This window comes from Streptomyces violens (assembly GCF_000717745.1).
Classification (GTDB): Bacteria; Actinomycetota; Actinomycetes; order Streptomycetales; family Streptomycetaceae; genus Streptomyces; species Streptomyces violens.
This window is the reverse complement of record NZ_JOBH01000004.1, coordinates 25,703-50,859: the sequence shown is the minus strand read 5'-3', so window position 1 is coordinate 50,859 and position 25,157 is coordinate 25,703. Positions and strand designations below refer to the sequence as shown.

Annotated in this window: 21 protein-coding genes, 1 tRNA gene and 1 pseudogene; 6 read left to right on the top strand and 17 right to left on the bottom strand. The window is 72.4% G+C overall.

Annotated features, from left to right (window positions below; genetic code table 11):
* Positions 1-127 precede the first annotated feature (127 nt).
* The 11 genes and pseudogenes from IF04_RS0108955 to IF04_RS0108905 all read right to left on the bottom strand — a co-directional run bounded on the left by IF04_RS0108955 (position 128) and on the right by IF04_RS0108905 (position 11,924).
* Positions 128-1,249 (bottom strand): polyprenyl synthetase family protein, encoded by a 1,122-nt coding sequence (locus IF04_RS0108955; protein WP_051830927.1) that lies wholly within the window; start codon positions 1,247-1,249, stop codon positions 128-130.
* Entirely contained in the window at positions 1,246-2,709 is a 1,464-nt protein-coding gene (gene hpnE / locus IF04_RS0108950) for a hydroxysqualene dehydroxylase HpnE (RefSeq protein ID WP_030253259.1), read from the bottom strand. The genes IF04_RS0108955 and hpnE overlap by 4 nt, the downstream gene beginning before the upstream one ends.
* Before the next feature lie 103 nt (positions 2,710-2,812).
* Entirely contained in the window at positions 2,813-3,766 is a 954-nt protein-coding gene (gene hpnD / locus IF04_RS0108945) for a presqualene diphosphate synthase HpnD (RefSeq protein WP_037958849.1), read from the bottom strand.
* Positions 3,763-4,662 carry a squalene synthase HpnC gene (gene hpnC, locus IF04_RS0108940; RefSeq protein WP_030253254.1) on the bottom strand — a complete coding sequence of 300 codons (900 nt, stop codon included), beginning with the start codon at positions 4,660-4,662 and terminating at the stop codon, positions 3,763-3,765. Before hpnC ends, hpnD begins: the two co-directional genes overlap by 4 nt.
* A 312-nt stretch (positions 4,663-4,974) precedes the next feature.
* Positions 4,975-5,704: pseudogene (locus IF04_RS35605) on the bottom strand (ABC transporter ATP-binding protein).
* 31 nt (positions 5,705-5,735) lie between these two features.
* A complete protein-coding gene (locus IF04_RS0108930) occupies positions 5,736-6,665 on the bottom strand; it encodes an ABC transporter permease (protein WP_030253252.1) in 930 nt (309 codons plus the stop codon).
* A 98-nt stretch (positions 6,666-6,763) separates the two neighbouring features.
* Positions 6,764-7,609 carry a glycosyltransferase family 2 protein gene (locus IF04_RS0108925; protein WP_051831046.1) on the bottom strand — a complete coding sequence of 282 codons (846 nt, stop codon included), beginning with the start codon at positions 7,607-7,609 and terminating at the stop codon, positions 6,764-6,766.
* A 44-nt stretch (positions 7,610-7,653) separates the two neighbouring features.
* Entirely contained in the window at positions 7,654-8,433 is a 780-nt protein-coding gene (locus IF04_RS0108920; protein ID WP_051831044.1) for a CDP-alcohol phosphatidyltransferase family protein, read from the bottom strand.
* The gene (locus tag IF04_RS0108915) at positions 8,411-9,475 is read right to left on the bottom strand and encodes an iron-containing alcohol dehydrogenase family protein (protein WP_030253246.1); all 1,065 of its coding nucleotides are present in this window, start codon (positions 9,473-9,475) and stop codon (positions 8,411-8,413) included. Before IF04_RS0108915 ends, IF04_RS0108920 begins: the two co-directional genes overlap by 23 nt.
* Entirely contained in the window at positions 9,463-10,200 is a 738-nt protein-coding gene (locus IF04_RS0108910; RefSeq protein WP_030253244.1) for a phosphocholine cytidylyltransferase family protein, read from the bottom strand. Before IF04_RS0108910 ends, IF04_RS0108915 begins: the two co-directional genes overlap by 13 nt.
* Positions 10,197-11,924, bottom strand: coding sequence for a DUF5941 domain-containing protein (locus tag IF04_RS0108905; RefSeq protein WP_245654359.1), 1,728 nt, complete (start codon positions 11,922-11,924; stop codon positions 10,197-10,199). The genes IF04_RS0108910 and IF04_RS0108905 overlap by 4 nt, the downstream gene beginning before the upstream one ends.
* Here IF04_RS0108905 and IF04_RS39620 point away from each other — a divergent pair.
* The 3 genes from IF04_RS39620 (at position 11,805) to idi (ending at position 13,980) form a co-directional block, all read left to right on the top strand.
* A complete protein-coding gene (locus IF04_RS39620; RefSeq protein ID WP_245654341.1) occupies positions 11,805-12,206 on the top strand; it encodes a hypothetical protein in 402 nt (133 codons plus the stop codon). The genes IF04_RS0108905 and IF04_RS39620 overlap by 120 nt on opposite strands.
* 30 nt (positions 12,207-12,236) lie before the next feature.
* Positions 12,237-13,238 carry a UDP-glucose 4-epimerase GalE gene (galE, locus tag IF04_RS0108900; RefSeq protein WP_030253240.1) on the top strand — a complete coding sequence of 334 codons (1,002 nt, stop codon included), beginning with the start codon at positions 12,237-12,239 and terminating at the stop codon, positions 13,236-13,238.
* A 130-nt stretch (positions 13,239-13,368) separates the two neighbouring features.
* On the top strand, positions 13,369-13,980 hold the full coding sequence (gene idi, locus IF04_RS0108895; RefSeq protein ID WP_030253238.1) for an isopentenyl-diphosphate Delta-isomerase: 612 nt from the start codon (positions 13,369-13,371) through the stop codon (positions 13,978-13,980).
* Here idi and IF04_RS0108890 read toward each other — a convergent pair.
* The 3 genes from IF04_RS0108890 to IF04_RS0108880 all read right to left on the bottom strand — a co-directional run bounded on the left by IF04_RS0108890 (position 13,955) and on the right by IF04_RS0108880 (position 16,591).
* Complete coding sequence (locus tag IF04_RS0108890; RefSeq protein WP_030253236.1) at positions 13,955-14,452, bottom strand: ATP-binding protein; 498 nt, start codon at positions 14,450-14,452, stop codon at positions 13,955-13,957. The two genes, idi and IF04_RS0108890, sit on opposite strands and share 26 nt — an antisense overlap.
* A gap of 264 nt (positions 14,453-14,716) precedes the next feature.
* Positions 14,717-14,790: transfer RNA gene (locus IF04_RS0108885), tRNA-Met, on the bottom strand.
* A gap of 148 nt (positions 14,791-14,938) precedes the next feature.
* The gene (locus tag IF04_RS0108880) at positions 14,939-16,591 is read right to left on the bottom strand and encodes an ABC-F family ATP-binding cassette domain-containing protein (protein WP_030253234.1); all 1,653 of its coding nucleotides are present in this window, start codon (positions 16,589-16,591) and stop codon (positions 14,939-14,941) included.
* Positions 16,592-16,740: 149 nt separating this feature from the next.
* Between IF04_RS0108880 and IF04_RS0108875 the strand changes: the two genes are divergently transcribed.
* Positions 16,741-17,499, top strand: coding sequence for an enoyl-CoA hydratase/isomerase family protein (locus IF04_RS0108875; RefSeq protein ID WP_030253231.1), 759 nt, complete (start codon positions 16,741-16,743; stop codon positions 17,497-17,499).
* A gap of 34 nt (positions 17,500-17,533) precedes the next feature.
* Here the strand turns inward: IF04_RS0108875 and IF04_RS0108870 are convergent, their stop codons facing one another.
* Both IF04_RS0108870 and IF04_RS0108865 read right to left on the bottom strand, forming a co-directional pair.
* Positions 17,534-18,166 (bottom strand): DJ-1/PfpI family protein, encoded by a 633-nt coding sequence (locus tag IF04_RS0108870; protein ID WP_030253229.1) that lies wholly within the window; start codon positions 18,164-18,166, stop codon positions 17,534-17,536.
* Between the two features lie 48 nt (positions 18,167-18,214).
* Positions 18,215-19,177 (bottom strand): GlxA family transcriptional regulator, encoded by a 963-nt coding sequence (locus IF04_RS0108865; protein ID WP_030253227.1) that lies wholly within the window; start codon positions 19,175-19,177, stop codon positions 18,215-18,217.
* 129 nt (positions 19,178-19,306) lie between these two features.
* Here IF04_RS0108865 and IF04_RS0108860 point away from each other — a divergent pair, with 129 nt between their 5' ends.
* Both IF04_RS0108860 and IF04_RS0108855 read left to right on the top strand, forming a co-directional pair.
* A complete protein-coding gene (locus IF04_RS0108860; RefSeq protein WP_030253225.1) occupies positions 19,307-20,197 on the top strand; it encodes an SCO6745 family protein in 891 nt (296 codons plus the stop codon).
* A gap of 260 nt (positions 20,198-20,457) precedes the next feature.
* Entirely contained in the window at positions 20,458-22,878 is a 2,421-nt protein-coding gene (locus tag IF04_RS0108855; RefSeq protein ID WP_037958911.1) for a Tex family protein, read from the top strand.
* Between the two features lie 54 nt (positions 22,879-22,932).
* Here the strand turns inward: IF04_RS0108855 and IF04_RS40100 are convergent, their stop codons facing one another.
* Entirely contained in the window at positions 22,933-25,011 is a 2,079-nt protein-coding gene (locus IF04_RS40100) for an FUSC family protein (protein WP_030253221.1), read from the bottom strand.
* Positions 25,012-25,157 lie beyond the last annotated feature (146 nt).

Below are 25,157 nucleotides of genomic sequence, written 5' to 3'. Positions count from 1 at the left end.
TTCCCCTTCTGCAGTAATCAAAGACAAATGCATGGGGCTTCCGTCGGCCGGTGCCGGGCCCCGGTATGGCCTACCGGGGGCGGCCGGCACCGGCCGGCGACTGCGAACTAATTCGGTGTAATCGTGATCATCTCTTCCGTACGACGACGAAGTCCGCGAGGGCGGTCAGCTGTGCGCGGACCTCTTCGGGCATATCGATCTCGTCGAGTGCGGCGATCGCGGTGGCGTGCTGGCGGCGGGCCTCCTCCGAGGTCCACTCGCGGCCACCGGCCTCCTCGATGAGAGCTGCGCGGGAGGCGAATTCCGCCTCCGTGAAATCGGCGATCTCGGTGTCGCTCTTCTTGGCGTCGGCGGCCAGGATACGGGCGAGCTGCTCGGACGCCGGGCCGCCGGCGTCCAGGGCGGCGACGACCGGCAGCGACTTCTTGCGCTGCCGCAGGTCGGACCAGGTCTGCTTGCCGGTGGCGTCCGGGTCGCCCCAGATGCCGAGCAGGTCGTCGACGGCCTGGAAGGCGAGGCCGAGGTGGTAGCCGTACTTCTCCAGGACGTCGGCGGTGTGGTCGCTCGCGCCGCCCAGTACCGCGCCGATGGAGACGGCGCAGGCCAGCAGCGCGCCGGTCTTGTTGCCCTCCATCTCCAGGCACTCCGCGACGGTGACCCGGTCCCGGTGCTCGTACGAGATGTCCTGGGCCTGGCCGTCGATCAGCTTGCGGGTGGCGGCGGTGAGCCGGCGGGCTGCGCGCCCGGCGTCCACGGTCCCCAGCTCCAGCAGTATTTCGTTGGCGAGCGCGAAGAGCGCATCGCCGACCAGGATGGCCTGGGCGGGTCCGTGCACCTTCCATACGGTGTCGCGGTGGCGGCGCTGCTCGTCGCCGTCCATGAGGTCGTCGTGCAGCAGCGAGAAGTTGTGCACGAGCTCCACGGCGACGGCGCCGGGGATGCCCGTCTCGGGCGCTGCGCCCGCGGCCTCCGCCGAGAGCAGGGTGAGCGCGGGGCGGACGGCCTTGCCGCCGTCGCCCGCCGACGGCGCTCCAGCGGCGTCGATCCAGCCGAAGTGGTACGCGGCTACGGTGTCCATGGGAGGCGCGAGCCGGTCAACGGCGGCCCGCAGCACCGGAGTGGCGAGCCTGCGCCCGCGCTCCAGGAGTGCGGTGACGCCCTCGGTGTCGATTACTGGGGAAGCCGGATTCACGGTTTCTCCTCTGTTTCCGGTGCTCGTGCTCGTGCGAGCGCGCGTACTCGTATTCATGCCGCCTCCTGGGGCAGTGATCCCTGGGGGAAGCCGAGTTCGGTGAGTGCCTCGCGGGCGGCGCTGATGCCGCTGCGAACAGCGCTTTCCATGGTCGCGGGCCACCCTGTGGCGGTCCACGCACCGGCCAGGTACAGGCCGGCGGACTGGGTGCGGGCGGCGGGCCTGAGGCGGCCGACGCCCGGTGCGGGTGCGAACGTCGCGGTGCGTTCGCGGGTGACGAAGAAGTCGCGGACCTTCGCGCCGCGCGCGGCGGGCAGCACCCGCGCGAGCTCCGGGAGGTACCGCTCGCGCAGCACGCCGACCGGCAGGTCGATCTCGTCCTGCGCCGCGGACTGCGAGACGGCGAGGTACTGCCCGCCGCCCTCCAGCCCGGACGCCTCCGTGCGGTCGAAGACCCACTGCAGCGGCGAGCCGAGCGCCGCGAAGAACGGGCGGCGCAGGACCTTGCGGTCGTAGAGCACGTGCACGTTGAGGATGGGGGCCGTACCGATGTCCAGCAGCCGGTCCGGGCGGTCCAGCGCGCCGGGCGGCAGCAGGCCGTGCGCCTCGCGCTGCGGCAGGGCCAGTACGACCGTGTCGGCGGCCAGCTGCTCCTGGCTGTGCGGCCCGTTCTCGACGGTGACCTGCCAGCGCTGCTCGTCGGTCCGGGTCAGAGCGCTCGCGCGCGTACGGGTCTCCACACGCACCCCGGCCTTCTCCAGCGCGGCCCGGGCGAGCGTGTCGTGGACCTCGCCGAGCGGGACGCGGGACCAGCCGATGTCGGCGGCGCCCGGGTCGGAGAGCAGGCCGGTCTTGAAGACCATGGCGGCGAGCCCGGCGGAGGCGTCACCGGCACGGGCGTTCAGCGTGGCGACGCCGACCAGGTCCCACAGCGCCTCGACGGCGCGCGGCGACTGGCCGTGCCGGGCGAGCCAGCTCGCGAAGTCGATGCGGTCCAGCGCGGGGTCGGCCGGGTCCAGGGCCTTCAGGGCGAGCGCGGCGCGGCCGACGGAGGCCCGCTCGGCGAGCGAGAGGTGCGGGTAGCCGGCCAGGCTTGCGGCGAGGTGCAGCGGTACGGGCAGGGCGGTGCGGCGCAGCCGGCCCAGGCGCATACCGGCCGCGGCGCGCGCCGGGTCGGCGTCCAGCACCGGCACGTCCAGCCGGTCCTGCACCGGCATCAGGTGCGCGCCGCCGACGCGCTCCAGGAAGCCCCGGTAGGCGGTGCAGCAGCGCAGGTAGACGTGCTGGCCGTTGTCCACGCTCAGCTCGCCGGCCGCGGAGTCGCGGCGGAAGGAGAAGGCGAGGCCGCCGAGGCGTGGCCGGCCCTCGACGAGGGTGACGCGCAGCCCGGCGTCGGCGAGCGCGAGGGCAGCGGTGGTGCCCGCGAGGCCGCCGCCGACGACGACCGCCGTGGCGCCCCCGTCGGCGGAGGCGCCCGCGGTGACGTGCGTGGCCGGCCGTGTGTCGGCGGAAGTCATGCGTCCTCCCGGAATGCCGCTGTCATGGACGCAGCAGTACGCCGCGGGGTTGCCCCTCGCACGGCGCATACCTGTACGGACGCGCCCCGGCTCGCTCCGAGTGTCATGCGCGCCTCCTGACGGCCTGTCGGCGGCCGATGGCCCGGGCGTCGAGCCCGGAGAGGCCGCGGACGGCGACGAACGCCTTCTCGTGGCCGGGCAGCGAGACCCGGCCGCGCAGCACCGCCTCGGGGTCGTCGGCGATCCGGCGCAGCAGGCGGTGGTAGATGCCGGCCATCGCGGCGACGCAGGCACCGGAGCGCCGGTCGAGCATGGGCAGCAGCCGGAAGCCCTCGGCGAACAGGGCGCGGGCCCGGCGTACTTCGAAGTGGACGAGCCCGGCGAAGTCCGCCCCGGAGGGCGGGACGGAGCCGTGGAAGCCCGCGGCGCAGCCGAACTTCTCAAGGTCCTCGGCGGGCAGGTACGTACGGCCGTTGGCCGCGTCCTCCCGCACGTCCCGGAGGATGTTGGTCAGCTGCAGGGCGAGCCCCAGCGTATCGGCGTACTCAGGAGCGCGGTCGGCCTCCGGCGCGCCGGGCACGGTGCCGAACACGCCGAGCGAGAGCCGCCCGATGGCCCCGGCGACGCAGCGGCAGTAACCCTTGAGGTCGTCCCAGGTCTCGTACGACTCGCCGTGCACGTCCATCAGGACGCCGTCGATCAGCTCGTCCAGGCCGTCCAGCGGCAGCGGGAAGCGGCGCGCGGCGTCCGCGAGCGCGACCGCGACCGGGTCGGTGTCGTCCTCGGCGACCCGGCCGTCCTTGATGCGCGCCAGCAGTCCGCGGGTGTCCGCGAGCCGCTGCTCCTTCTCGGCGGGCGCCAGCGCGCCGTCGCCGATGTCGTCCACCCGGCGCGAGAACGCGTACAGCGCCGACATCGCCTGGCGCTTGTCGGCGGGCAGCAGTCTGATCCCATAAGCGAAGTTGCGCGCCTGCTGCCCGGTAACGGCCTCGCAGTAGCGGTACGCAGCGAGCACCGGCGCGGACGCGTGTGTACTTGCCTCCACGGTCCGACTCACCCCTCTCTTCGCAGTGTCGCCCCTACCGCGCGCAGCAGACTGAGCTTGCTGGGCTTGGGCGGTCCAGGGAGGACGTCGTGATCGGCGGCCGCCACCGCCTGGAGGGCGGCGCGTCCGCCGGCGACGAAGCCGGCGAGCAGCAGCTTGAGTCTGCCGTGGACGCTACCCACCAGCGGGGCACCTTCATTCAGCAGGTCACGGGCGCGTTCCGCCTCGAATGCAACCAGCGCGCGCGCCTGTGCGCCCCCTGTCGGAGCGGCCAGGTCGGTTTCCGCGACACCAAAGCGCTTCATGTCTTCGGCGGGCAGATAGATGCGGTCCCTCCGGAGGTCCTCGGCGACGTCCTGGATGTGTTCGACGATCTGGAGGGCGGTGCAGATGGCATCCGAACGGCGGATCCGCTCGGGGGTGGTCGTGCCCGTGATGCCAAGGACCAGCCGGCCCACGGGGTTGGCGGACAGTTCGCAGTAGTCCAGCAGGTCCGCGTAGCTCTCGTAACGGCTGACGCGCTGGTCCTGCCGATTGGCTTCGATCAGACGCTCGAACGGCTCAGGGCTCAGAGCGCAGCGGCGCACGGTGGGGCCGAGGCGGCGCATGAGGGGGTGCCGGGGGCCCGGCGCCCGGTCGCTGTAGACCCGGCGCAGATCGGCCTCCAGGGCGTCCAGCATCGCGAGCCGGTCCTCGGACTGGGCGCGGTCGAGGCCGAGCAGTACCGCGTCGCCGCCGCCCGGCGCGAGGTCGCCGTCGCCGATGTCGTCGACCAGCCGCGCGAAGCCGTAGACCGCCATCAGGTCGGCGCGCCAGGCGCGGGGCAGGAAGAACGGCGCGACGGGGAAGTTCTCGTGCGCGGCCTTGTCGAGGACGGCGCGCTCGGGCGCGACAGGCTCCGGGCTCACCGGAGGCTGCCCGGCGCGTTCCGGAGCCGGAGAGATCCCGTAGCCATTGCCGTCACGTCTCCCGTTCTACACCGCCACGCTAAAACTTCATATTTCGGACACGCCGCACGCGCAGCCGGTCCGATCAGGGCGCTCATCGCCACCGTCGGACCATTTTGCCCGACTTGTACCACATGTGCCGTTCCGCACCCGTACAGCTTACGCCGTACATCTCACACTCGTCCGAGTGGGTACCGAACCGCGAAGCAACGATCCGGACAACTCCACCGGGCACCACAACTGTTCCTGCCGCGGCCAGAGTTGACCATTTCTTCAACATCGAAGGCCCCCCTTCTCCAGCCACAGCACCCGGTCACACGTGTCCCGGATGGACTTGTTGTTGTGGCTGACCAGGAAGACCGTGCCGGCCTCCTTGCGCAGCTCCCGGATGCGGGCTTCCGACCGCTTCTGGAACTTCCGGTCGCCGGTCGCGAGGGCTTCGTCAATCCAGGACGTCGTGGTCCTTGGCGGCGGCGATGGAGAACCGCAGCCGGGCGGCCATGCCGGAGGAGTAGGTGCGCATCGGCAGGCTGATGAAGTCGCCCTTCTCGTTGATCCCGGAGAAGTCGACAATCTGCTGGTAGCGCTCGCGGACCTGCTCGCGGGTCATCCCCATGGCCAGGCCGCCCAGGATGACGTTGCGCTCGCCGGTCAGGTCGTTCATCAGGGCGGCGTTGACGCCCAGCAGGGAGGGCTGGCCGTGCGTGTACACGTGGCCGCGCTCAGCCGGCAGCAGGCCCGCCACCGCCTTGAGCAGCGTGGACTTGCCCGAGCCATTGGTGCCGATCAGGCCGATCGACTCGCCCCGGTAGGCGGTGAAGGACACGCCCTTGACCGCGTGCACCTCCCGCACGCCCGTGGAGGGCTTGCGGCGGATGATCCGGTTCAGCGCCGCCGTGGCACTCCCCCGGCCCGCGCCCGAGCCGTAGACCCGGTACACGATGTGCAGATCATCCGCGATGACGGTCGGAATGCGTTCCTCGGCGGCCGCGGCCTGCTCCACCGCGGGCTGCTCGAGATCGGTGCTCTGCTGCTCAGCCACGGCCGTACCGCTCCTCCGCCTTCCAGAAGTACACAAAGCCCAGCGCGCCCATCACGACCGCCCAGCCGACGGCCAGCGCCCACACATGGGCCGGCAGCTGCTGATACGTGAAGGAGTCGATCAGCGCGAAGCGCACCAGGTCGATGTAGACCGCGGCGGGATTCACATCCAGCAGGAAGTGCACGAAGCCGGGGACGTGCTTGCTCTTTATGATCTGGTCAATGCTGTACATCACGCCGGACGCGTACATCCACGTCCGCAGGATGAACGGCATCAGCTGCGCCAGGTCCGGCGTCTTGCTGCCCAGCCGCGCCATGATCATCGCGAGGCCGGTGTTGAAGACGAACTGCACGCACAGCGCCGGAATGGCCAGCAGCCACGACCAGCCCGGCACCTGCCCGAACGCCAGCAGGATCACCACGAGCACGCCCATGGAGAACATCAGCTGCTTGAGCTGCATCAGACAGAACGAGATCGGCAGGCAGGCACGCGGGAAATGCAGCGCCCGCACCAGACCGAGGTTGCCCGAGATCGCCCGCGTCCCCGCCAGCACCGAGCTCTGCGTGAACGTGAAGATGAAGACGCCCGTCACCAGGAACGGCACGAAGTCCGGCACGCCCCGGCTGGTGCCGAGCAGCAGACCGAAGATCAAGTAGTAGACCAGCGCGTTCAGCAGCGGCGTGGCCACCTGCCACAGCTGGCCCAGCTTGGCCTGGCTGTACTGGGCGGTCAGCTTGGCGCTGGAGAACGCCGAGATGAAGTGACGCCGCTGCCAGAGCTGACGGACGTACTCCGGCAGGCTCGGCCGGGCGCCGCTCTGCGTCAGCCCGTACTTCTGGGCCAGCTGCACCGGCTTGAGCCCGCCTTCGGGGGCCCGCGGCGCATTCATGGCGACCGCACTGTCGTGCCTGGTCTCGCTCACAGTTGACACTTTCGTCCTCAAGGTGCGCTTCCCAGGGGGTGCCACAGGCTCTGGGTACCCCCGGGTCGCGCCGGATGCTGCTCTCCGACCCGAGCTTGTCAGATGACCGGCGGCCGGCCCAGTCGGGTCAGGCGCCACACGGTACGCCACTTCATGGGGCGCCTGGGGCCGCATGCAGTGGTCCAGCCCTCCTTGAAGCCCCCCAGCCAGGCCCGCAGCCCCGGCAGAGAGGGTCGCCTGGCCAGCGTGAGCAGCAGCCATACCCCGAGGTAGACGGGGACGAGCGGCGCGGGGAGGTTGCGGCGCGCCAGCCACACCCGATTGCGCGCCACCATCCGGTGGTAGACGGCGTGCCGGGTGGGCGCCATGGTCGGGTGCAGCAGGACCATGTCGGCGCGGTAGTCGATCATCCAGCCCGCGTCCAGGGCCCGCCAGGCGAGGTCGGTCTCCTCGTGCGCGTAGAAGAAGTCGTCGGGCAGCCCGCCGACCTCGTCGAAGACCTTCGTGCGGACCGCGTTCGCGCCGCCGAGGAAGGTCGTGACGCGCGAGGAGCGCAGCGGGTCGGCCGCGCGCAGCCGCGGTACGTGGCGGCGCTGGGTCTCCCCGGTGTCCGGGTCCGCGATGCGGAAGCTGATGATGCCCAGCTTGGGGTCGCGGGCGAACGCCTCGCGGCACAGCTCGGCGGTGTCCATGTTGGCGAGCAGGCCGTCGTCGTCCAGGAAGAGCAGGACGTCCTTGTCGGCGCCCGCGGGGCCGAACGCCTCGATGCCGACGTTCCGGCCCGCCGGGATGCCGACGTTCTCCGGCAGCTCCACGGTCCGTACGCCGTCGGGCAGCTCCGGCAGCGGCGAGCCGTTGCCGACGACCACCACCTCGACCGCGTCGCCGTTCTGCTTGGCGACGGAGTCGAGGAGCGCGCGCAGCTCCTCGGGGCGGTTGCCCATGGTGAGGACGACCGCGCCGAGCTTCAGGTTCTGTGGGGTCTGGGTCACTTGAGCCTGCTTGAAGCCAGGATGGACACGAGGTGGAGCAGCGTCTGGAGGAGCGCGATACCGGCCAGCACGGCGACGCCGAGCCGCGAGAAGAACAGGTCGTCCCTGATCGCGTCCAGGATCGCCAGCACCAGGATCAGCAGGGACGCCTCGATCCCGAGGATCAGCCGGTGGAACTTGAGCGCCCCGGCGGCCTTGCGGGCCAGCGCCATGCCGGACGAGCGCGGCTCGGACGCCGCCTCCTTGACCGGCGGCAGCCCGCCCTGGTGCCGGGCGACGCCGACGAGGTCGGTCTCCGCCTTGATCAGGATGGCGCCGAGCGCCGCGAGGGTGCCGAGGAAGGCCCAGAGCCAGTCGATCCGCCCGGAGCCGAACAGGTCGGCGGCGCGCAGGCCGAAGCCGACGAGGACCGCGGCGTCGGTCAGGTAGGCACCGACCCGGTCCAGATACACGCCGCCGAGCGAGTACTGCTTGCGCCAGCGGGCGATCTCGCCGTCGACGCAGTCGAGCAGCAGGTACAGCTGGACCGCGACCACGCCGAGCACGGCACCCCACACCCCCGGCACCAGCAGTGCCGGGGCGGCGAGGACGCCGAAGACGGTCATCAGGTAGGTCAGCTGGTTGGGCGTGACCCGGGTGTTCACCAGGTGCCGGTCGATGCGCAGCGAGATCTCGCGCATGTAGAGCCGGCCGCCCCAGTGCTCACCGCTCCGCCGGTCCTTCACCCCCTCCGGGTGAACGACCGGCCGGAGTTCAGCTACCGATGGTTTTGGCATAGTCGGCGTATGCGTCCCTGATCTGATCGGTGGACAGGTCCAGGTGTTCGAGGATCGTGTAACGGCCCGGCCGCGTCTGCGGGGCGTACTCCACGACCTGGACGAATTCGTCCACGGTGAAGCCGATCTCCTCCGGCAGGACCGGAAGGCCGTGCCTGCGCAGCACCTGCGCCATGTACGCCGACTCCTCGCGCGCCCCGCGCAGATGCATCGCGAAGGCCGCGCCCAGGCCGCACTGCTCGCCGTGGCTGGCAGCGCGCTTGGGGAAGAGCAGGTCGAAGGCGTGGTTGATCTCGTGGCAGGCGCCGGACGCCGGCCGCGAGTCGCCGGAGACGGACATCGCGATACCGGTGAGGACCAGGCCCTCGGCCAGCACCTGCAGGAAGGCGTCGTCGCCGACGCCGCCGGGGTGGCGCAGGACGGCCTCGCCCGCCTGGCGCGCCATCGCGGCCGCGAGGCCGTCGATGTCCTCGCCGCGCTCGCGCGCCGCGAGCTCCCAGTCGCGGACCGCGGAGATGTTGGACAGCGCGTCGCCGATGCCGGAGCGCACGAAGCGGACCGGGGCCTCGCGGATGATGTCGAGGTCGATGACGACCGCGATCGGGTTCGGCACGCCGTACGAGCCGCGGCCCGCGTCGTTGTCGAGGGTCGCGACCGGCGAGCAGAGGCCGTCGTGCGACAGGTTCGTCGCGACGGCGACCAGCGGCAGGCCCACGCGCGCCGCGGCGAACTTGGCGCAGTCGATGATCTTGCCACCGCCGAGGCCCACGACCGCGTCGTAGCGCCCCTTCTTCTTCATGGCGTCGGCGAGCTTGATGGCGTCGTCGAGCGTGCCACCGTCCACCTCGAACCACTCGGCGCTGGGCAGCGCCGGCGCGAGCCGCTCACGCAGCACCGCGCCGGAGCCGCCGCTGATGGCGATGGCGAGCTTGCCTGACGACGAGATCCTCTGGTCGGCGAGGACACCGGCCAGGTCGTTGAGCGCCCCCGGCCGGATGTCGACGACGACTGGCGAGGGGATGAGCCTCGTCAGTACTGGCATGCGATTTCACGGCCCTTCGCGAGGTCGTCGTGGTTGTCGATCTCGACCCACTTGACGTCGCCGATCGGGGCCACGTCGATCCGGAAGCCGCGGTTCACGAGCTCCTGGTAGCCGTGCTCGTAGAACTGCTGCGGGTCCGCCTCGAAGACCGTCTTGAGGGCGTCGGCCAGCTCGTCGGCGGCCTCGCCCTCGATGAGGGTGACGCCGATGTACTCACCGGTCGCCTCGGCCGGGTCCATCAGCTTGGTGATCTTCGTCATGCCCTTCTCGGGGTCGACGACGACCTTCATCTCCTCGTCGGCCAGGTCCTTGACCGTGTCCAGCGCGAGGATGATCTTCTTGCCGTCGCCGCGCGCGGCGAGCAGGGTCTTCTCGACGGAGACCGGGTGCACGGTGTCGCCGTTGGCGAGGATCACGTCGTGCTTGATCGCGTCACGGCCGCACCACAGGGAGTAGGCGTTGTTCCACTCCTCGGCCTTGTCGTTGTCGATCAGGGTGAGCTTGAGGCCGTACTTCGCCTCCAGCGCCTCCTTGCGCTCGTACACGGCCTCCTTCTTGTAGCCGACGATGATCCCGACCTCGGTCAGGCCGATCTCCGCGAAGTTGCCGAGGGTGAGGTCGAGGATGGTGGTGTCACCGTCGACCGGCACCAGGGCCTTGGGCAGAGTGTCGGTGTAGGGACGCAGACGCCGTCCGGCGCCGGCCGCCAGCACGAGGCCGATCATGCGGGTTCTCCTTCGTCGTGTACGGCGGGTGCATGGGAGGACACCCAGAAGCGGATGCTCTCGATGAGCACCAGCAGCGCCAGGGCCCCCGCGAGGACCGTGAGCGCGATTGTGAAACCTGAGGTGGGCAGTGCGGCCGCCGCGACCGAGACCACGAGGGCACGGCCCTCGTGTCCGCCGGTCGCCCGCACCAGAGAGCGCGGAGGCGCGCCGCTGCCGCCGCGGATGCGGTACACCGTGTCGTAGTGATGGTAGGCGACCGCGGCCACCAGCCCGAATGCCGCCGGCAACGCTCCGTTCACCTCGGAACGGGCCGCAATCACCAGAATCGCGACGTATTCGCCGGTGCGGAAGAGCGGCGGCACGAGCCAGTCCAGCGCGCCCTTGAGGGGGCGGGCGACGGCCAGGCCGGAGAGTACGGCGTACACCAGCGCGGCGACGCAGACCCAGGGGCTGCCCCAGCCGGCGAACGCGGCGGTGGCGATCATCACAGCGGCGCCGACGGCGGCGATCACGGGGGCCGCGAAGCCGGGGAGCTTGCGAGCCGCGCCCTGGAAGGCGGCGGCGAAGCCCTCGGCGAGCGGCCCGGAGTCGCCGAGGTCGGCGAGGGCCTGCGCTGCCCGGTCCGTACGGCGGGCCTTGCGGGTCAGCGAGCGCAGCACACGGCCCGCCGTGGTGTAACAAGCGGCCAGCGCACAGCCGATGAGCAGCACGTAGAAGACGATGCGGGGGGTCGTGACGGCGGTGAGGACCGCGATCAGGGCCCAGCGCTCGCCGATGGGCAGCACGATCATCCGGCGGGCCCAGACCGTCCAGCCGACGCTGTCGAGCTTGCCGGAGAGGGCCGCGGTCGGGCTGGTGTTGGCGGTGGCGTCGTGGTTCGCCTCGTTGAAGGAGAAGTCGACGACGTGCCGGACCGTCTGCAGCACCATCGCGCCGAGCGCCAGCGCCCATACATCGTCGCCGCCGCGCGCCGCTCCCAGCGCCAGGCCCGCGTAGTACGCGTACTCCTTGGCGCGGTCGAACGTCGCGTCCAGCCAGGCGCCCATCGTCGAGTACTGCAGGGAGTAGCGGGCGAGCTGCCCGTCGGTGCAGTCCAGGACGAAGGAGAAGAGGAGGAGCACGCCCGCGGCGATGAAACCGCCGCGCGTCCCGGTGGCCGCGCAGCCCGCCGCGATCAGCGCGGTGAGCAGGGACGCGGTCGTGACCTGGTTGGGCGTGAAGCCGCGGCGGGCGCACCAGCGGGCGATGTACCGGGAGTACGGGCTGATGCAGTACGTCGTGAAGAACCCATCGCGGGACTTCACCGCGGTACGGAGGCGCACGGCCTCCTCGTCCACGGCGCTCACCGCGGCCCGCGCCTCATGACGCTGCTGTGCGCCGGAGGGTACGGATGCGACCAGCGAGCCGAGCTCGGGGCGGTGCACCGATACGCCCTCGGCGTCCAGCGTCTCCGCGACGGCGTCCGGGAGCCCGTCGGCGGAGCCCGTCGTGGCGAGCGCCCGGGTGAGCGCGGCGCGCGCCTCGGGCTGCGCCGTGAGCGCGCCGGTGACCGCGGCGGCCGGGAAACGCGGGTCGGTCAGCGCCAGCCGCAGGCTGTGCAGGTGACCGACGAACCGCGGGTCGACCAGTGCGACCCGCCGGCCTGCCGGGACCTCGGCCAGCAGCCGGGCCGCCTCGGCGGCGTCGGCCGCGCTGCGGACATCGAAGCCCAGCTCGCGCAGGTCGCCTTCGAGCGACGACCCGGCGACCGGCGCACCGGTGAGGATTGCGGTCGACAGACGAATTCACTCCCTGAATGCTGGCAAGGCCGCCGGCCGGTCCGCATTCAGTACGAACTACCCGGGCAGCAGTCGTGGCACACCTCGGACCCCGGAGGGGTCGGTGGCACGTCGGCAGAGGTTATCGGATCGCCGGATGCGGCCGTTCACCACGCATTCACCGGGCGGTGGCCGTCCGGCGGTGGCGTCTGCCGCGATCATCATGGTCGATCTTGCCGTCGATGAACAACTGCGGCCCTGGTTAGGGTGCCGGTTATGACATGGCTGATCACAGGTGGGACGGGTTATATCGGCGCGCATGTGGCGAGGGCCATGGCGGCGGCGGGTGAGCGGGTCGTCGTACTGGACGACGTCTCCAGCGGATTCCCCGAGCGGCTGCCCGCGGGGGTGCCCCTCGTACGTGCTTCGGTACAGGACCGTGACGTGGTGGACGCCACGCTCGCGGAGCACGGCGTGACCGGCGTCATCCACCTCGCCGCGAAGAAGCAGGTCGGTGAGTCGGTGGAACAGCCGCTGACGTACTACCGGGAGAACGTGCACGGGCTGACCGTGCTGCTGGAGGCGGTGGCGGCGGCCGGCGTGCGGCGCTTCGTCCTCTCCTCCTCGGCGGCGGTGTACGGCATGCCGGATGTGGACCTGGTCACCGAGGACACCCCGTGCCTGCCGATGAACCCCTATGGCGAGACCAAGCTCGCGGGCGAGTGGCTGGTGCGCGCCGCAGGCCGGGCGCACGGCATCGAGACCGCGTGCCTGCGGTACTTCAACGTCGCGGGCGCGGCGGCACCGGAGCTGGCGGACGTCGGGGTCTTCAACATCATCCCGATGATGTTCGAGAAGGTCACGGCCGGTGAACCGCCGCTGATCTTCGGCGCCGACTACGACACCCCCGACGGCACCTGCGTCCGGGACTACATCCACGTCGAGGACCTGGCCGAGGCGCACGTTGCCGCCGCACGGCGGCTCACGGGCCAGGACGGCCCCGGGGACCTCACGCTCAACGTCGGCACCGGCCAGGGCGTCTCCGTACGGGAGATGGCGGACCTCGTCCTCGGGATCAGCGGCCGCTCGGACCTGGCGCCCGTCGTCAAGGAGCGGCGGGCCGGCGACCCGGCACGGGTGGTCGCCTCGTGCGAGCTGGCCACGAAGGAGCTGGGCTGGCGCGCACGGCACGGCATCGACGCGATGGTCGCATCGGCCTGGGAGGGCTGGTGCCTGCGGCACCCGGAGGCCCAGGGAGACAGCGCCCGGTCCCTCTGAGACGGCGCGCAGCCCCTGCTGCGCGCCGTGCGTTCTGCCACGCCGCACACGAGGCGTCGCCGTACGCCTGATACGGGCGCTACTAGGGCAGACTTGACCATCGAGGACCGAGGAAACACAAAGGATGGGCATGCCGATCACACCTGCCAACGGACAGACCACCGGGACCGCCGCGATGACGGCGACGGACACGGCCGACGAGCCGATCATGCTGGAGTTGGTGGACGAGGACGGTAGAACGATCGGCACGGCGGAGAAGCTCGCCGCCCATCAGGCACCGGGCCAACTGCACCGGGCCTTCTCCGTCTTCCTCTTCGACGAGCAGGGCCGGCTGCTGCTGCAGCGCCGGGCGCTGGGGAAGTACCACTCCCCCGGCGTGTGGTCCAACACGGCGTGCGGCCACCCGTATCCGGGCGAGAAGCCGTTCGCGGCCGCGGCCCGGCGCACCGCCGAGGAGCTGGGCATCGCCCCGTCGCTGCTCGGCGAGGCCGGCACCGTGCGCTACAACCACCCGGACCCGGAGTCCGGGCTGGTCGAGCAGGAGTACAACCACCTCTTCGTTGGTCTGGTCCGGGACGCTCCGGAGCCGGACCCCGAGGAGGTCGGGGAGTACGCCTTCGTGACGCCGGACGAGCTGGCCCGGCGGCACTCCGAGGCACCGTTCTCGGTGTGGTTCATGACCGTGCTGGACGCGGCGCGCCCGGCGATCCGGGAGCTCACAGGGACGACGGCGGGCTGGTAGGCGCGGGCACACGGGCGAGCGGCAGTTCGGCCCAGACGACCTTGCCGCCGCTCGCCGTGTGCTCCACGCCGCATTTCCCGCCGGCCTCCGCAGTGATCATTTTGATCAGCCAGAGGCCGCGGCCGCCGAGGTCCTCCTCGTCGGCCTCCAGCGCCTTGGGGCGGTAGGGGTGGTTGTCCTCGACGGAGACCCGCACCCAGTCGGCGCCGACCGCCAGCTCGACGAGGATCTGCGGGGAGAGCAGGGCTGCGTGCTGCACCGCGTTGGTGACCAGCTCGGAAGTGATCAACAGCAGGCCGTCCACGATGTCGGGCCCCGTCGGCACGCGCTGGTCGCGGAGCAGATCCCGTACCGCGTGCCGCGCCTGTGGCACCGAGGACTCCAGTGCCGGAGCGGTGAACCTCCAGACACCTTCGTACGCGAGCGGGGCCGTCAGCTCCTCGGGGGGTTCGGCTGGGGGTCCGGAAGGCATCCTCACCCTTCGAGTGTTGGGAATCCCACCGTCCGGACTGGCCTGCTGACAAAAAGTCAGCACTTATCGACGGCTTCCGACCGCTTTTCTGCGCGACGATCACGCCGGGGATCGACTCTGACCCTTTTGTTCCCGTTTCAAAACCGCCGGGAAGGGATACCTTTCTCCCGCTTCGCCCCGGGCGTCAGCTCCACGGAGAACCCGCGCATACGTCAGAGGCCCCTTCCCGGAGGAAGGGGCCTCTGACACGCACTGTTGCGTCAGTAGCGGGGACAGGATTTGAACCTGCGACCTCTGGGTTATGAGCCCAGCGAGCTACCGAGCTGCTCCACCCCGCGTCGGTGAACACAACCTTACGGGTTACCTGCCACAGGGCCAAATCCATTACCGGACGCCGTACGGCGGCTTCCGGTCAGGCGCTCCGGCGGGCTCGTGCGCCGGGCTCGGGCGCCGCGGGCCTGTGCGCCGGGCTCGCGCGCCCGGCTCTCAGCGCTCGGTGACCCGCCCGTCCGCCACCTCGATCCGCCGGGACGTGTCCACCGCCTCCAGCAGCCGGCGGTCGTGGCTGACCAGCAGCAGCGTGCCGTTGTACGACGCGAGCGCGGACTCCAGCTGCTCGATCGCCGGGAGGTCGAGGTGGTTGGTCGGCTCGTCCAGTACGAGGAGGTTCACCCCGCGGCCCTGCAGGAGGGCGAGCGCCGCCCGGGTCCGCTCCCCCGGCGACAGCGTGGCCACCGGGCGCAGCACGTGTCCGGCCTTGAGCCCGAACTTCGCCAGCAGCGTCCGGACGTCCGCCGGTGCCATGTCGGGGACGGATCGGCGGAAGGCGTCCAAGAGCGGTTCACCGGCGGCCTCCGGGCGCTGGAAGAGCTGCCCGCGGGCCTGCTCGATCTCCCCGACGACCACGCCGGGCCCCAGGTACGCCTGCCCCTCGTCCAGCGGGAGCCGGCCGAGCAGCGCGCCGAGCAGTGTCGACTTCCCGGAGCCGTTCGGGCCGGTGATCGCGACCCGGTCCGCCCAGTCGATCTGGAGGTCGACCGGGCCGAAGCGGAAGTCGCCGCGCTTGAGGCACGCGCCGCGCAGCGTGGCGACCACCGCTCCGGAGCGCGGCGCGGCCGCGATCTCCATCCGCAGCTCCCACTCCTTGCGCGGCTCCTCGACGACGTCCAGCCGCTCGATCATGCGCTGCGTCTGCTTGGCCTTGGCGGCCTGCTTCTCGGTGGCCTCCACCCGGCCTTTGCGGGCGATCTTGTCGTTGTCGGGGGCCTTGCGGCGGGCGTTCTTGACGCCCTTCTCCATCCAGTTGCGCTGGAGATGGGCGCGGGCCTCCAGGGACGCCTTGGTCTCGGCGTACTCCTCGTACTCCTCGCGGGCGTGCCGCCGGGCCCGTTCGCGCTCCTCCAGATACGCGGTGTACCCGCCGCCGAAGGTGTTCACCTGCTGCTGGGCCAGGTCCAGTTCGACCACCCGGTCCACGGTCCGGGTCAGGAACTCGCGGTCGTGGCTGACCAGGACGGTGCCGGCGCGCAGGCCGGTGACGAACCGCTCCAGCCGCTCCAGGCCGTCCAGGTCCAGGTCGTTGGTCGGCTCGTCGAGGAGGAAGACGTCGTACCGGGAGAGGAGCAGGGAGGCGAGCGAGGCGCGGGCCGCCTGGCCGCCGGAGAGCGAGGTCATCTGCTGGTCCAGGCCGATCGCCAGGCCGAGCTGGGCCGCGGTCTCCTCGGCCCGCTCGTCGAGGTCGGCGGCGCCGAGCGCGAGCCAGCGCTCCAGGGCGGTCGCGTACGCGTCGTCCGCGCCCGGCCTCTCCTCGACCAGCGCCTGGGTCGCCTCGTCCAGCGCGATCTGCGCGTCGGCGACGCCGGTGCGGCGGGCGAGGAAGGCGCGCACGGACTCCCCCGGCCGCCGCTCGGGCTCCTGCGGGAGGTGGCCGACGGTCGCGGTGGCGGGACTCAGCCGCAGGTCGCCCTCCTGCGGGGCGTCCAGCCCCGCGAAGAGCCGCAGCAGCGTGGACTTGCCCGCTCCGTTGGCACCGACCAGCCCGATCACCTCACCCGGCGCGACAACGAGGTCGAGCCCGGCGAAGAGCGTCCGGTCGCCGTGCCCGGCGGCGAGATTCTTGGCAACGAGGGTGGCAGACATCAGACCGCCGATCGTAGCGGCGGGGCGGGCGGGGGGCGCGGGGATATCGGGGGCGGGGGCTGGGGCGCGGGCGCGCGGGGCCGGGCGTGGTGGTGATCACGCTTCGTGGGCAGGGACGTGGGCGGGCCTGCCGCTCTACGATCCCCTGCATGACCCCCACGACCCCAGGGCTCAGTACGCGCGTCAGCGACGGCACCGCGATCGTCACGATCAGCAACCCCGCCAAGCGGAACGCCATGACCAGCGACATGTGGCGGGCGGTGCCGGAGCTGGTGGAGCGGTTGGCCGGGGACCGTTCCGTCCGCGTGCTCGTGCTGACCGGCGAGGGGAACACCTTCTGCGCGGGCGCGGACATCGGGTCGCTGCGGGAGTCGGGCGACGAGAACCGGGGCCTCGCGCTGGCCGCGGAGGAGGCGCTCGCCGCCTTCCCCAAGCCGTCGCTGGCCGCGATCCGCGGTTACTGCGTGGGCGGCGGCAGCCAGCTGGCGGCCGCCTGCGACCTGCGGTTCGCCGAGGAGGGCGCGCTGTTCGGCATCACGCCGGCGAAGCTGGGGATCGTCTACCCGGCCGCGTCCACCCAGCGGCTGGTGCGGCTGGTCGGCCCGGCGACCGCCAAGTACCTCCTGTTCTCGGGTGAGTTGATCGACTGTGAGCGGGCGCTGCGCACCGGGCTCGTGGACGAGGTACTGCCGGAGGGCGAGCTGGACAAGCGGGTCGCGGACTTCTCGGCCGTACTGGCGAGCCGGTCGCAGCTCACCCAGGCAGCGGCGAAGGAGTTCGCCGCCGGCCCCACGAGCCCGGAGCGGAGCGCGTACTGGGAGGAGCAGGCGCGCGGCAGCGGCGACACGGCGGAGGGCGTCACCGCCTTCCTGGAGCGCCGGGCACCGCGCTTCGACTGGACGGTGTGAGCCGCCCGGCCACCACTACCGGTCCGGCCCGCCCTCAGAGCACCAGCCCGCTGTCGCCGCGCAGCCGCTCGACGATCCTGGCCGGGGCCTTTTCCGGGGAGCCGCTGTCGTACGGCGGCTGCGGGTCGTACTCGATGGCCAGCTGTACCGTCTGCGCCAGTTCGTCGCCGCCCAGCCGGCCGAGCAGGCTCAGGCCCATGTCGATGCCGGACGACACCCCGGCCGCCGTCACGTACTTGCCGTCGAAGACGACCCGCTCGCCGGTGGGTTCGACGCCGTACTCCTTCAGCCGGTCGAGCGCGAGCCAGTGGGAGGTGGCGCGCCGGCCCTTGAGCAGCCCGGCGGCGGCCAGCAGCAGCGATCCCGTACAGACGGACGTGGTCCAGGTGGTGGCGGCGTCGACGGTCCGCAGCCAGTCGAGCAGTGCCTCGTCCGTCAGCACCGCGGACTGGTCGGGGCCGCCCGGCACGACCAGGATGTCGGGGCGCGTCACCTCGGCCGGCGTGGCTTCCGCGACCATCGCGAGCTGCCCGCTGTCGTTGCGTACGGGTCCGGTCCGCTGGGCCACGAACACGGTCTCGGCACCCGGGAGACCCCGCAGCGTCTCGAAGGGCCCGATGGCGTCGAGTGTGGTGAAGCGGTCGTAGAGAAGGATGGCGATCTGCATGGCTGTCCCTTCGGAAGGTGTTCGGAAGGCGTGGAGCAAGGCGTGGAGTCACGCGGTCTGCTGGTGCGGGCGGAACCGGCGCCGGTACTCCGCCGGGCCCGTGCCGAGGGCGCGCACGAAGGCGCGGCGCATGGCTTCGGGGGTGCCGTAACCGCAGCGCCGGGAGACGCGTTCGATGCCGTCGGTGGTGTCCTCAAGGAGCCGCCGGGCGGCCTCCAGTCGGACTCTGTCGACATAGCGACCTGGCGTCATGCCGACTTCATCGCGGAAGGCGCGGGCGAAATGCCGAGGTGAGAGCCCGCAGCGGGCGGCGAGCGCGTCCACCGACAGGTCGGCGGCCGGGTGTTCGGTGATCCAGTGCTGTACCTCGCGCAGCGGCGGCCGCTCCGCGGTCTGCGCGGCGAGCTGGGCGCTGAACTGCGTCTGATTGCCGGGTCTGCGCAGGAAGACGACGAGATGGCGGGCGACTGTCAGCGCGACCTCCCGGCCGAGGTCCTCCTCCACGAGGGCCAGTGCGAGGTCGATGCCCGAGGTGACGCCGGCGGACGTCGCCAGGTCGCCGTCCCGGATGAAGATCGGCTCGGCGTCGACGTGGACGTCGGGAAAGCGGTCGGCCAGCGCGTCGCACAGCGCCCAGTGGGTGGTGGCGCGGTGACCGTCCAGCAGCCCGGCGGCGGCCAGCAGGAACGCGCCCGAGCACACGGAGACCTTGCGGCGGGCCCGCGGCGCCTGCGTACGCAGCCAGTCGACGAGCCGTGGGTCGGGCTCACGGGTGCCCGGTCCGCCGGGCACGAGGAGGGTGTCCGGGGGCGCCGCGTCGGCCAGCGCGAGGTCCGGGGTGATCCGCAGGCCGCTGGAGGTGCGGACCGGCCCGCCGTCGAGCGTGGCGGTACGTACCTCGTAGGCGCCGGGCATACAGAGACCCGCGCCCGCGAAGACCTCCATAGGGCCCGTGACGTCCAGGCTCTGGACGTCGTCGAAGAGAACGACCAGTACGTCGCGCGATGGCATGGCCCCATCCTGGGCGCGCGGCCGGGTGGCGGCAATGACGACTTTCCCACCTTTCCTGCCATGCCACCGACTCCGGCTCCGGCCCGCCCCGGTCTACCGGGCATACCGACGGGTCGGTAACGTGCCGCCATGACTACAACGGCTTCCCCGCAGGACCGCTCCGCGCTGCCCGACCGCGCCGGACGGCACTGCCACAACGTCATCAACCCGCTGCACTCCACGGTGTACTTCTCGCCGGACTTCCCCGAGGAGCTGGCGAAGCTCGGCATCGAGGACCGCAGCGCCGCCTACTTCCTGGGCCGGGCCGCCGCCATGGGTCCGGTGGGCCCCGGCGTCATCGCCGCGACGTTCTACAACTTCAAGTACGAGCTGATCGCCCGGCACATCCCGGACGCCTGGGCGACCGTCACCCCGCAGCAGGTGCTCGACGCGCGGCTGCGCGCGGCCGACAGCACGCTGCGCCGGCTGCTGGGCGACGAGCTGGTGGAGTCCGACAAGATGGCCGAGGCGGCCCGGCTCGCGCTGCGCGCCGCCGAGGCGTGTTCCCGGCACGCCCGTCCGCTGTACGCCGCCCACGCCGACCTGCCCGTACCGGACGCGCCGCACCTGGCGTACTGGCACGCCGCGACCCTGCTGCGCGAGCACCGCGGCGACGGCCACCTCATCGCGCTCGCCGACGCGGGCCTGGGCCCCCTGGAGGCGCTGGCCTCGCACACCGCCAGCGGCCGCGGCATGAGCACCAAGTGGATCCTGGCGACCCGCGGCTGGTCGGCCGAGGAGTGGCAGGCCGCGCGCGAGACGCTGCGCGACCGCGGCATCCTGGACGCCGACTTCGGCCTGACCGAGGCCGGTACGAAGCTCCGCGCCGACCTGGAGGAGGCCACCGACCGGCTCGACGCGGCCCCGTACGCGCACCTCGGTGCCGAGGGCGTCGCCCGGCTGACCGAGCTGGCCACGGAGTTCACCACCACCGCGGTCGGCAACGGGGCTTTCCCCGCCGACCTGTTCGGCCAGGGCTGAGCCCGGCCACGGGGCGGGCCACCGGACGCGCGGGGCCCGCCACCGGGGCGAGCCGCCTGACGCGGCGGCCCGCCCCGTAGTGCCGTGCCTCTTGTCACACCTGTGCCCTCCTGCCCGGGTCACGCGACAGGCCGTACCGCGACCCTGCACAATGCAGGCTCAAGCACAGCGCGAGAAGGCAGGTCGGGAGCATCGTGACGGCAACCACCGAGTCCACCGGACCCACCCAGGCCCCCGGGGCCGCGGGGGCCCTCGGATCCATCGAGAGCAGGATCGCCGGGGAGCTCGGCGTCAGGGAGCGGCAGGTGAAGGCCGCGGTCGAACTGCTCGACGGCGGCTCGACCGTGCCGTTCATCGCCCGGTACCGCAAGGAAGCCACGGAGATGCTCGACGACGCGCAGCTGCGCGCGTTGGAGGAGCGGCTGCGGTACCTGCGGGAGCTGGAGGAGCGCCGGACGGCCGTCCTGGAGTCCGTACGGTCCCAGGGGAAGCTGGACGCGGCTCTGGAGGCGCAGATCCGGGGCGCGGAGTCCAAGGCCCGCCTGGAGGACATCTACCTGCCGTTCAAGCCCAAGCGGCGGACGAAGGCTCAGATCGCCCGTGAGGCCGGTCTGGAGCCGCTCGCGGACGGACTGCTGAGCGACCCGTCGGTGGAGCCGCAGGCGGCCGCCGCGGCGTTCGTGGACGCCGACAAGGGCGTGGCCGACCCGGCCGCGGCCCTCGAAGGCGCGCGCGCCATCCTCACCGAGCGGTTCAGCGAGGACGCGGACCTCATCGGCGAGCTGCGCGAGCGGATGTGGACCCGCGGGCAGGTGGCCTCGAAGGTCCGCGAGGGCAAGGAGGAGGCGGGCGCGAAGTTCGCCGACTACTTCGACTTCGCCGAGCCGTTCACGGAGCTGCCCTCGCACCGCGTCCTGGCGATGTTCCGCGGCGAGAAGGAGGAGATCCTCGACCTCGCGCTGGAGCCGGAGACCGAGCCGGCCGAGGGCCGGACGGCCTACGAGCAGGCCATCGCGCACAAGTTCGGGATCGCCGACCGCGGCCGCGCGGCCGACGGCTGGCTGCTGGACACCGTGCGCTGGGCCTGGCGCACCCGCGTCCTGGTCCACCTCGGCATCGACCTGCGGCTGCGGCTGCGCCAGGCCGCCGAGGACGAGGCGGTACGGGTCTTCGCGTCGAACCTCCGCGACCTGCTGCTCGCCGCGCCGGCCGGCACCCGCGCCACGATGGGCCTGGACCCCGGCTTCCGTACGGGCGTGAAGGTCGCCGTCGTGGACGCGACCGGCAAGGTGGCCGCGACGGACACGATCTACCCGCACGTGCCGCAGCAGAAGTGGGACGCCTCGCTGGCCACGCTGGCGAAGCTCGCCCGTGAGCACAACGTGGAGCTCATCGCGATCGGCAACGGTACGGCGTCGCGCGAGACGGACAAGCTGGCCGCCGACCTGATCGCCGCGCAGCCGGAGCTGAAGCTGACGAAGGTGATGGTGTCCGAGGCGGGCGCTTCGGTGTACTCCGCCTCCGCGTTCGCCTCCCAGGAGCTGCCGGAGCTGGACGTGTCGCTGCGGGGCGCGGTCTCCATCGCGCGCCGCCTTCAGGACCCGCTGGCCGAACTGGTCAAGATCGATCCCAAGTCGATCGGCGTCGGTCAGTACCAGCACGACCTCTCCGAGGTGAAGCTCTCGCGCTCCCTGGACGCGGTGGTCGAGGACTGCGTGAACGGCGTGGGCGTGGACGTCAACACCGCGTCGGCGCCGCTGCTCTCGCGGGTGTCGGGCATCGGCTCGGGGCTGGCGGACAACATCGTGGCGCACCGCGACGCCAACGGCCCGTTCCGTACCCGCAAGGCGCTCAAGGACGTGGCGCGGCTGGGCCCGAAGGCGTACGAGCAGTGCGCGGGCTTCCTGCGCATCCGGGGCGGCGACGACCCGCTGGACGCCTCCAGCGTGCACCCGGAGTCGTACCCGGTAGTGCGGCGGATCGTCACTGCAGCGGGCAGCGACGTGCCCTCGCTGATCGGCAACACCGCTGTGCTGCGCACCCTGAAGCCGGCCGACTTCGTGGACGACTCCTTCGGTCTGCCGACGGTGACGGACATCCTGGGCGAGCTGGAGAAGCCGGGGCGCGACCCGCGGCCCGAGTTCAAGACGGCCACCTTCAAGGAGGGCGTCGAGAAGATCGGCGACCTGCAGGCCGGGATGCTCCTGGAGGGCGTCGTCACGAACGTCGCCGCCTTTGGTGCCTTTGTCGACATCGGCGTCCACCAGGACGGGCTGGTGCACGTCTCGGCGATGTCGAAGACGTTCGTGAAGGACCCGCGTGACGTGGTGAAGCCGGGCGACATCGTGCGCGTGAAGGTGCTCGACGTGGACATCCCGCGCAAGCGGATCTCGCTGACGCTGCGGCTGGACGACGACCACACGGCGGCCGCCGGTCAGGGCGGCGCCCGCGGCGCGCGCCGTGAGGAGCGCGGTGAGCAGCGTGGGGGCGGCGCCCCGCGGCAGCGGCAGGGCGGCAGCCAGGGCGGCGGTCAAGGCGGCGGCCAGGGCCGGCGCGGCGGCAATGGCGGCAACGACCGCGGCGGGCGCGGCGGCGGCCGGGACGCGGCCCCCGCGAACGGCGCGATGGCCGACGCGCTGCGCCGCGCGGGCCTGCTCGGCAAGGACAAGGGCGGGCGCTGACGGTCCTACGGGGCGGCCCGGCCGGTCGTACCGGCCGGGCCGCCCCTTTGCGTCTCACACCGCCCCCGCGTACCCCCGCATCCGCTCCAGTTCGGCCGCGACGTCGCTGAGTGTGGCGCAGTCCGGGACCGACTCCAGGGCGGGCGGCGGCAGCGGCCGGGGGCGGTGGCGGCGCGGCGCGTTCAGCGCGGCCGCCATGTCCGTGAGGACGGCGCACAGCCGTCGCGCGTCCTCCTCGCTGGGCCGCTGTGCGCCCTGGTCCAGGCGGACGGCGGCGGCCGTGGTCGCGTCCACGATGCGCTCGGCGGCCTTGACGACGGTCGGCCAGTCGGGGTCGCCGCGGCGGTGCGCGAGCAGCTCGGCAGCCGCCGTCTCGGCGGCGGTACGGGCCTCGCCCAGCGCCTGGTAGGCCGCCCGGCGCAGCGCCAGCCGCTCCCCCGTGTCCGTCCCGGGCTCGGTCGCGAGGACCTGCCGCAAGTACGCCTCCGTGCAGTGCAGCGCGGCGCCGACCCGCGGGCCGACCCGGCGCCGCGGGTCCGCCAGCCGCGGCAGATGGCCGACGACCAGCACGATGAGGCAGGCGATCGAGGTGTCGACGATCCGCTCGGGCGCGGCCTCCGGTGCGCCGCTGACGTGCACGAAGGACAGCACCATGAGGGTGATCGCGACGGTCTGCAGGGCGAAGTGCCGGGTCGCGAAGGGCAGCAGCGCGCCGCCCGCCGTGGCCATCACCACGGGCCACCACGCGTCGGGCAGCGCCAGTCCGGCCACGGCGAAGACCAGCACGCCGAAGGCGGTACCGGCGAAGCGGTTGACCGTACGGGAGAACAGCGGGCCGAGGTCGGGCTTGACGAGGAACGTGGCGGTGGCGGGCAGCCAGTACCAGTGTTCCGCGCGCAGCAGCAGCGCCATGGCGGTGCAGGCGGCGATGCAGATGCCGACCCGCAGGCCGTAGTTGCGCCCGGCGGGCCCGAAGACTCGGCGGCCGGGCCCGCGACGCCAGGCGAACACGCCCGCGACACCGCGCGCGAAGGAGGCCCAGCGCCCCGTCTCGAAGGCCGCGCGCGACCCGAAGGGGGCCCAGGCGCCGCTGTCCTCCTCCGGTACGCGGCGCTCCGGGGCATCCACGGGGGCGGCGGGACGCAGCCCCCGGAGGAGCCGCTCGTCCGTGGCCCCCGCCGCGGTGCCGCCGGCCGGCGGCTGGGTGCGCGCGAAGACCACCGCCGCGTCCAGCAGCGCCCGGTCGAAGGCACTGCGCGCAGGCGTGGAGCTCTCGGGCGCCGGCAGCCGACCGGGGGCCCGCCCGGTGCGCAGCGCCCTGGCGAGGGCGCGCGGGCCCTGTGCCACCCGGGACGGGAGCGGGCGGGCCTCCCAGAGCAGCGCGACGCTGGCCTCGCAGAGCGCGGTGGCGGCGGCGAAGCGTTCGATGAGCCGGCGCTCGTCGGTACGGGGCCTGCGGCGCAGCAGCCGGCGCAGCCGCATGGCCTCGTCGGCCCGGTCCAGTGCCGTGGTCAGCGCGCGCCTGGCCGGTTCGGCACCCGGCGTGCCGACGGCCGTCAGCGCGTCGGCGAGGGCGTCGAAGACGGTGGCGACGGCCGCGCGCTCGCCGCTGAGCGACCCGCCCGGGGGGCGCGGCGAGCGCAGCACGAGGCGCAGCAGGAGCAGCCAGCCGGCGCCGGCCAGCGTCAGCAGGCCCTTGGTCCACGGCTCCAGTTGTGGCAGCGGCATGCCGGCGCCGAGGATCGCGGCGGCCAGCATCTGCATGCCGGCGGCGGACCGCACGGGCCCGGCGACGCTGCCGGCGCCGGAGACGAACCCGATGCCGAAGAGGGCGAGCACCAGCCACCAGCCGACGCCCTCGAGGGAGGCGCCGGCGAACATGCCCAGGGCGACGGCCAGCGCGGGCAGCCCGATGTGCACGACGCCCCTGCGCCGGGTCCCGGGGCGGTCGTTGACGCCCGCGAGCATCGCGCCCAGGCCCGCGAGGACGCCGGCCGCCGGGTGCCCGGTGGCGACGCCCGCGCCCAGCAGCGGCCCGGCGCACAGCGCCCCTCTGACCACCGCCGGCCACGGGACGGGCAGCCGTTGCCAGCGGAAGGGGTGGGCGAGCCAGACGGGTACGGCGCGGGGCATGGGCCTCCTCGAGTCGGCTGCGTACGGATGCGGGACAGTACGGAAGGGGTCTTCGCTGCGTACGAGTACGGACGGTCCGTGGGGCGTCGTCGGCCGACGGTCTGCTGGTACCAGCCTAAGTGCCTGCTTTGTCCGGGTCGCTGCCG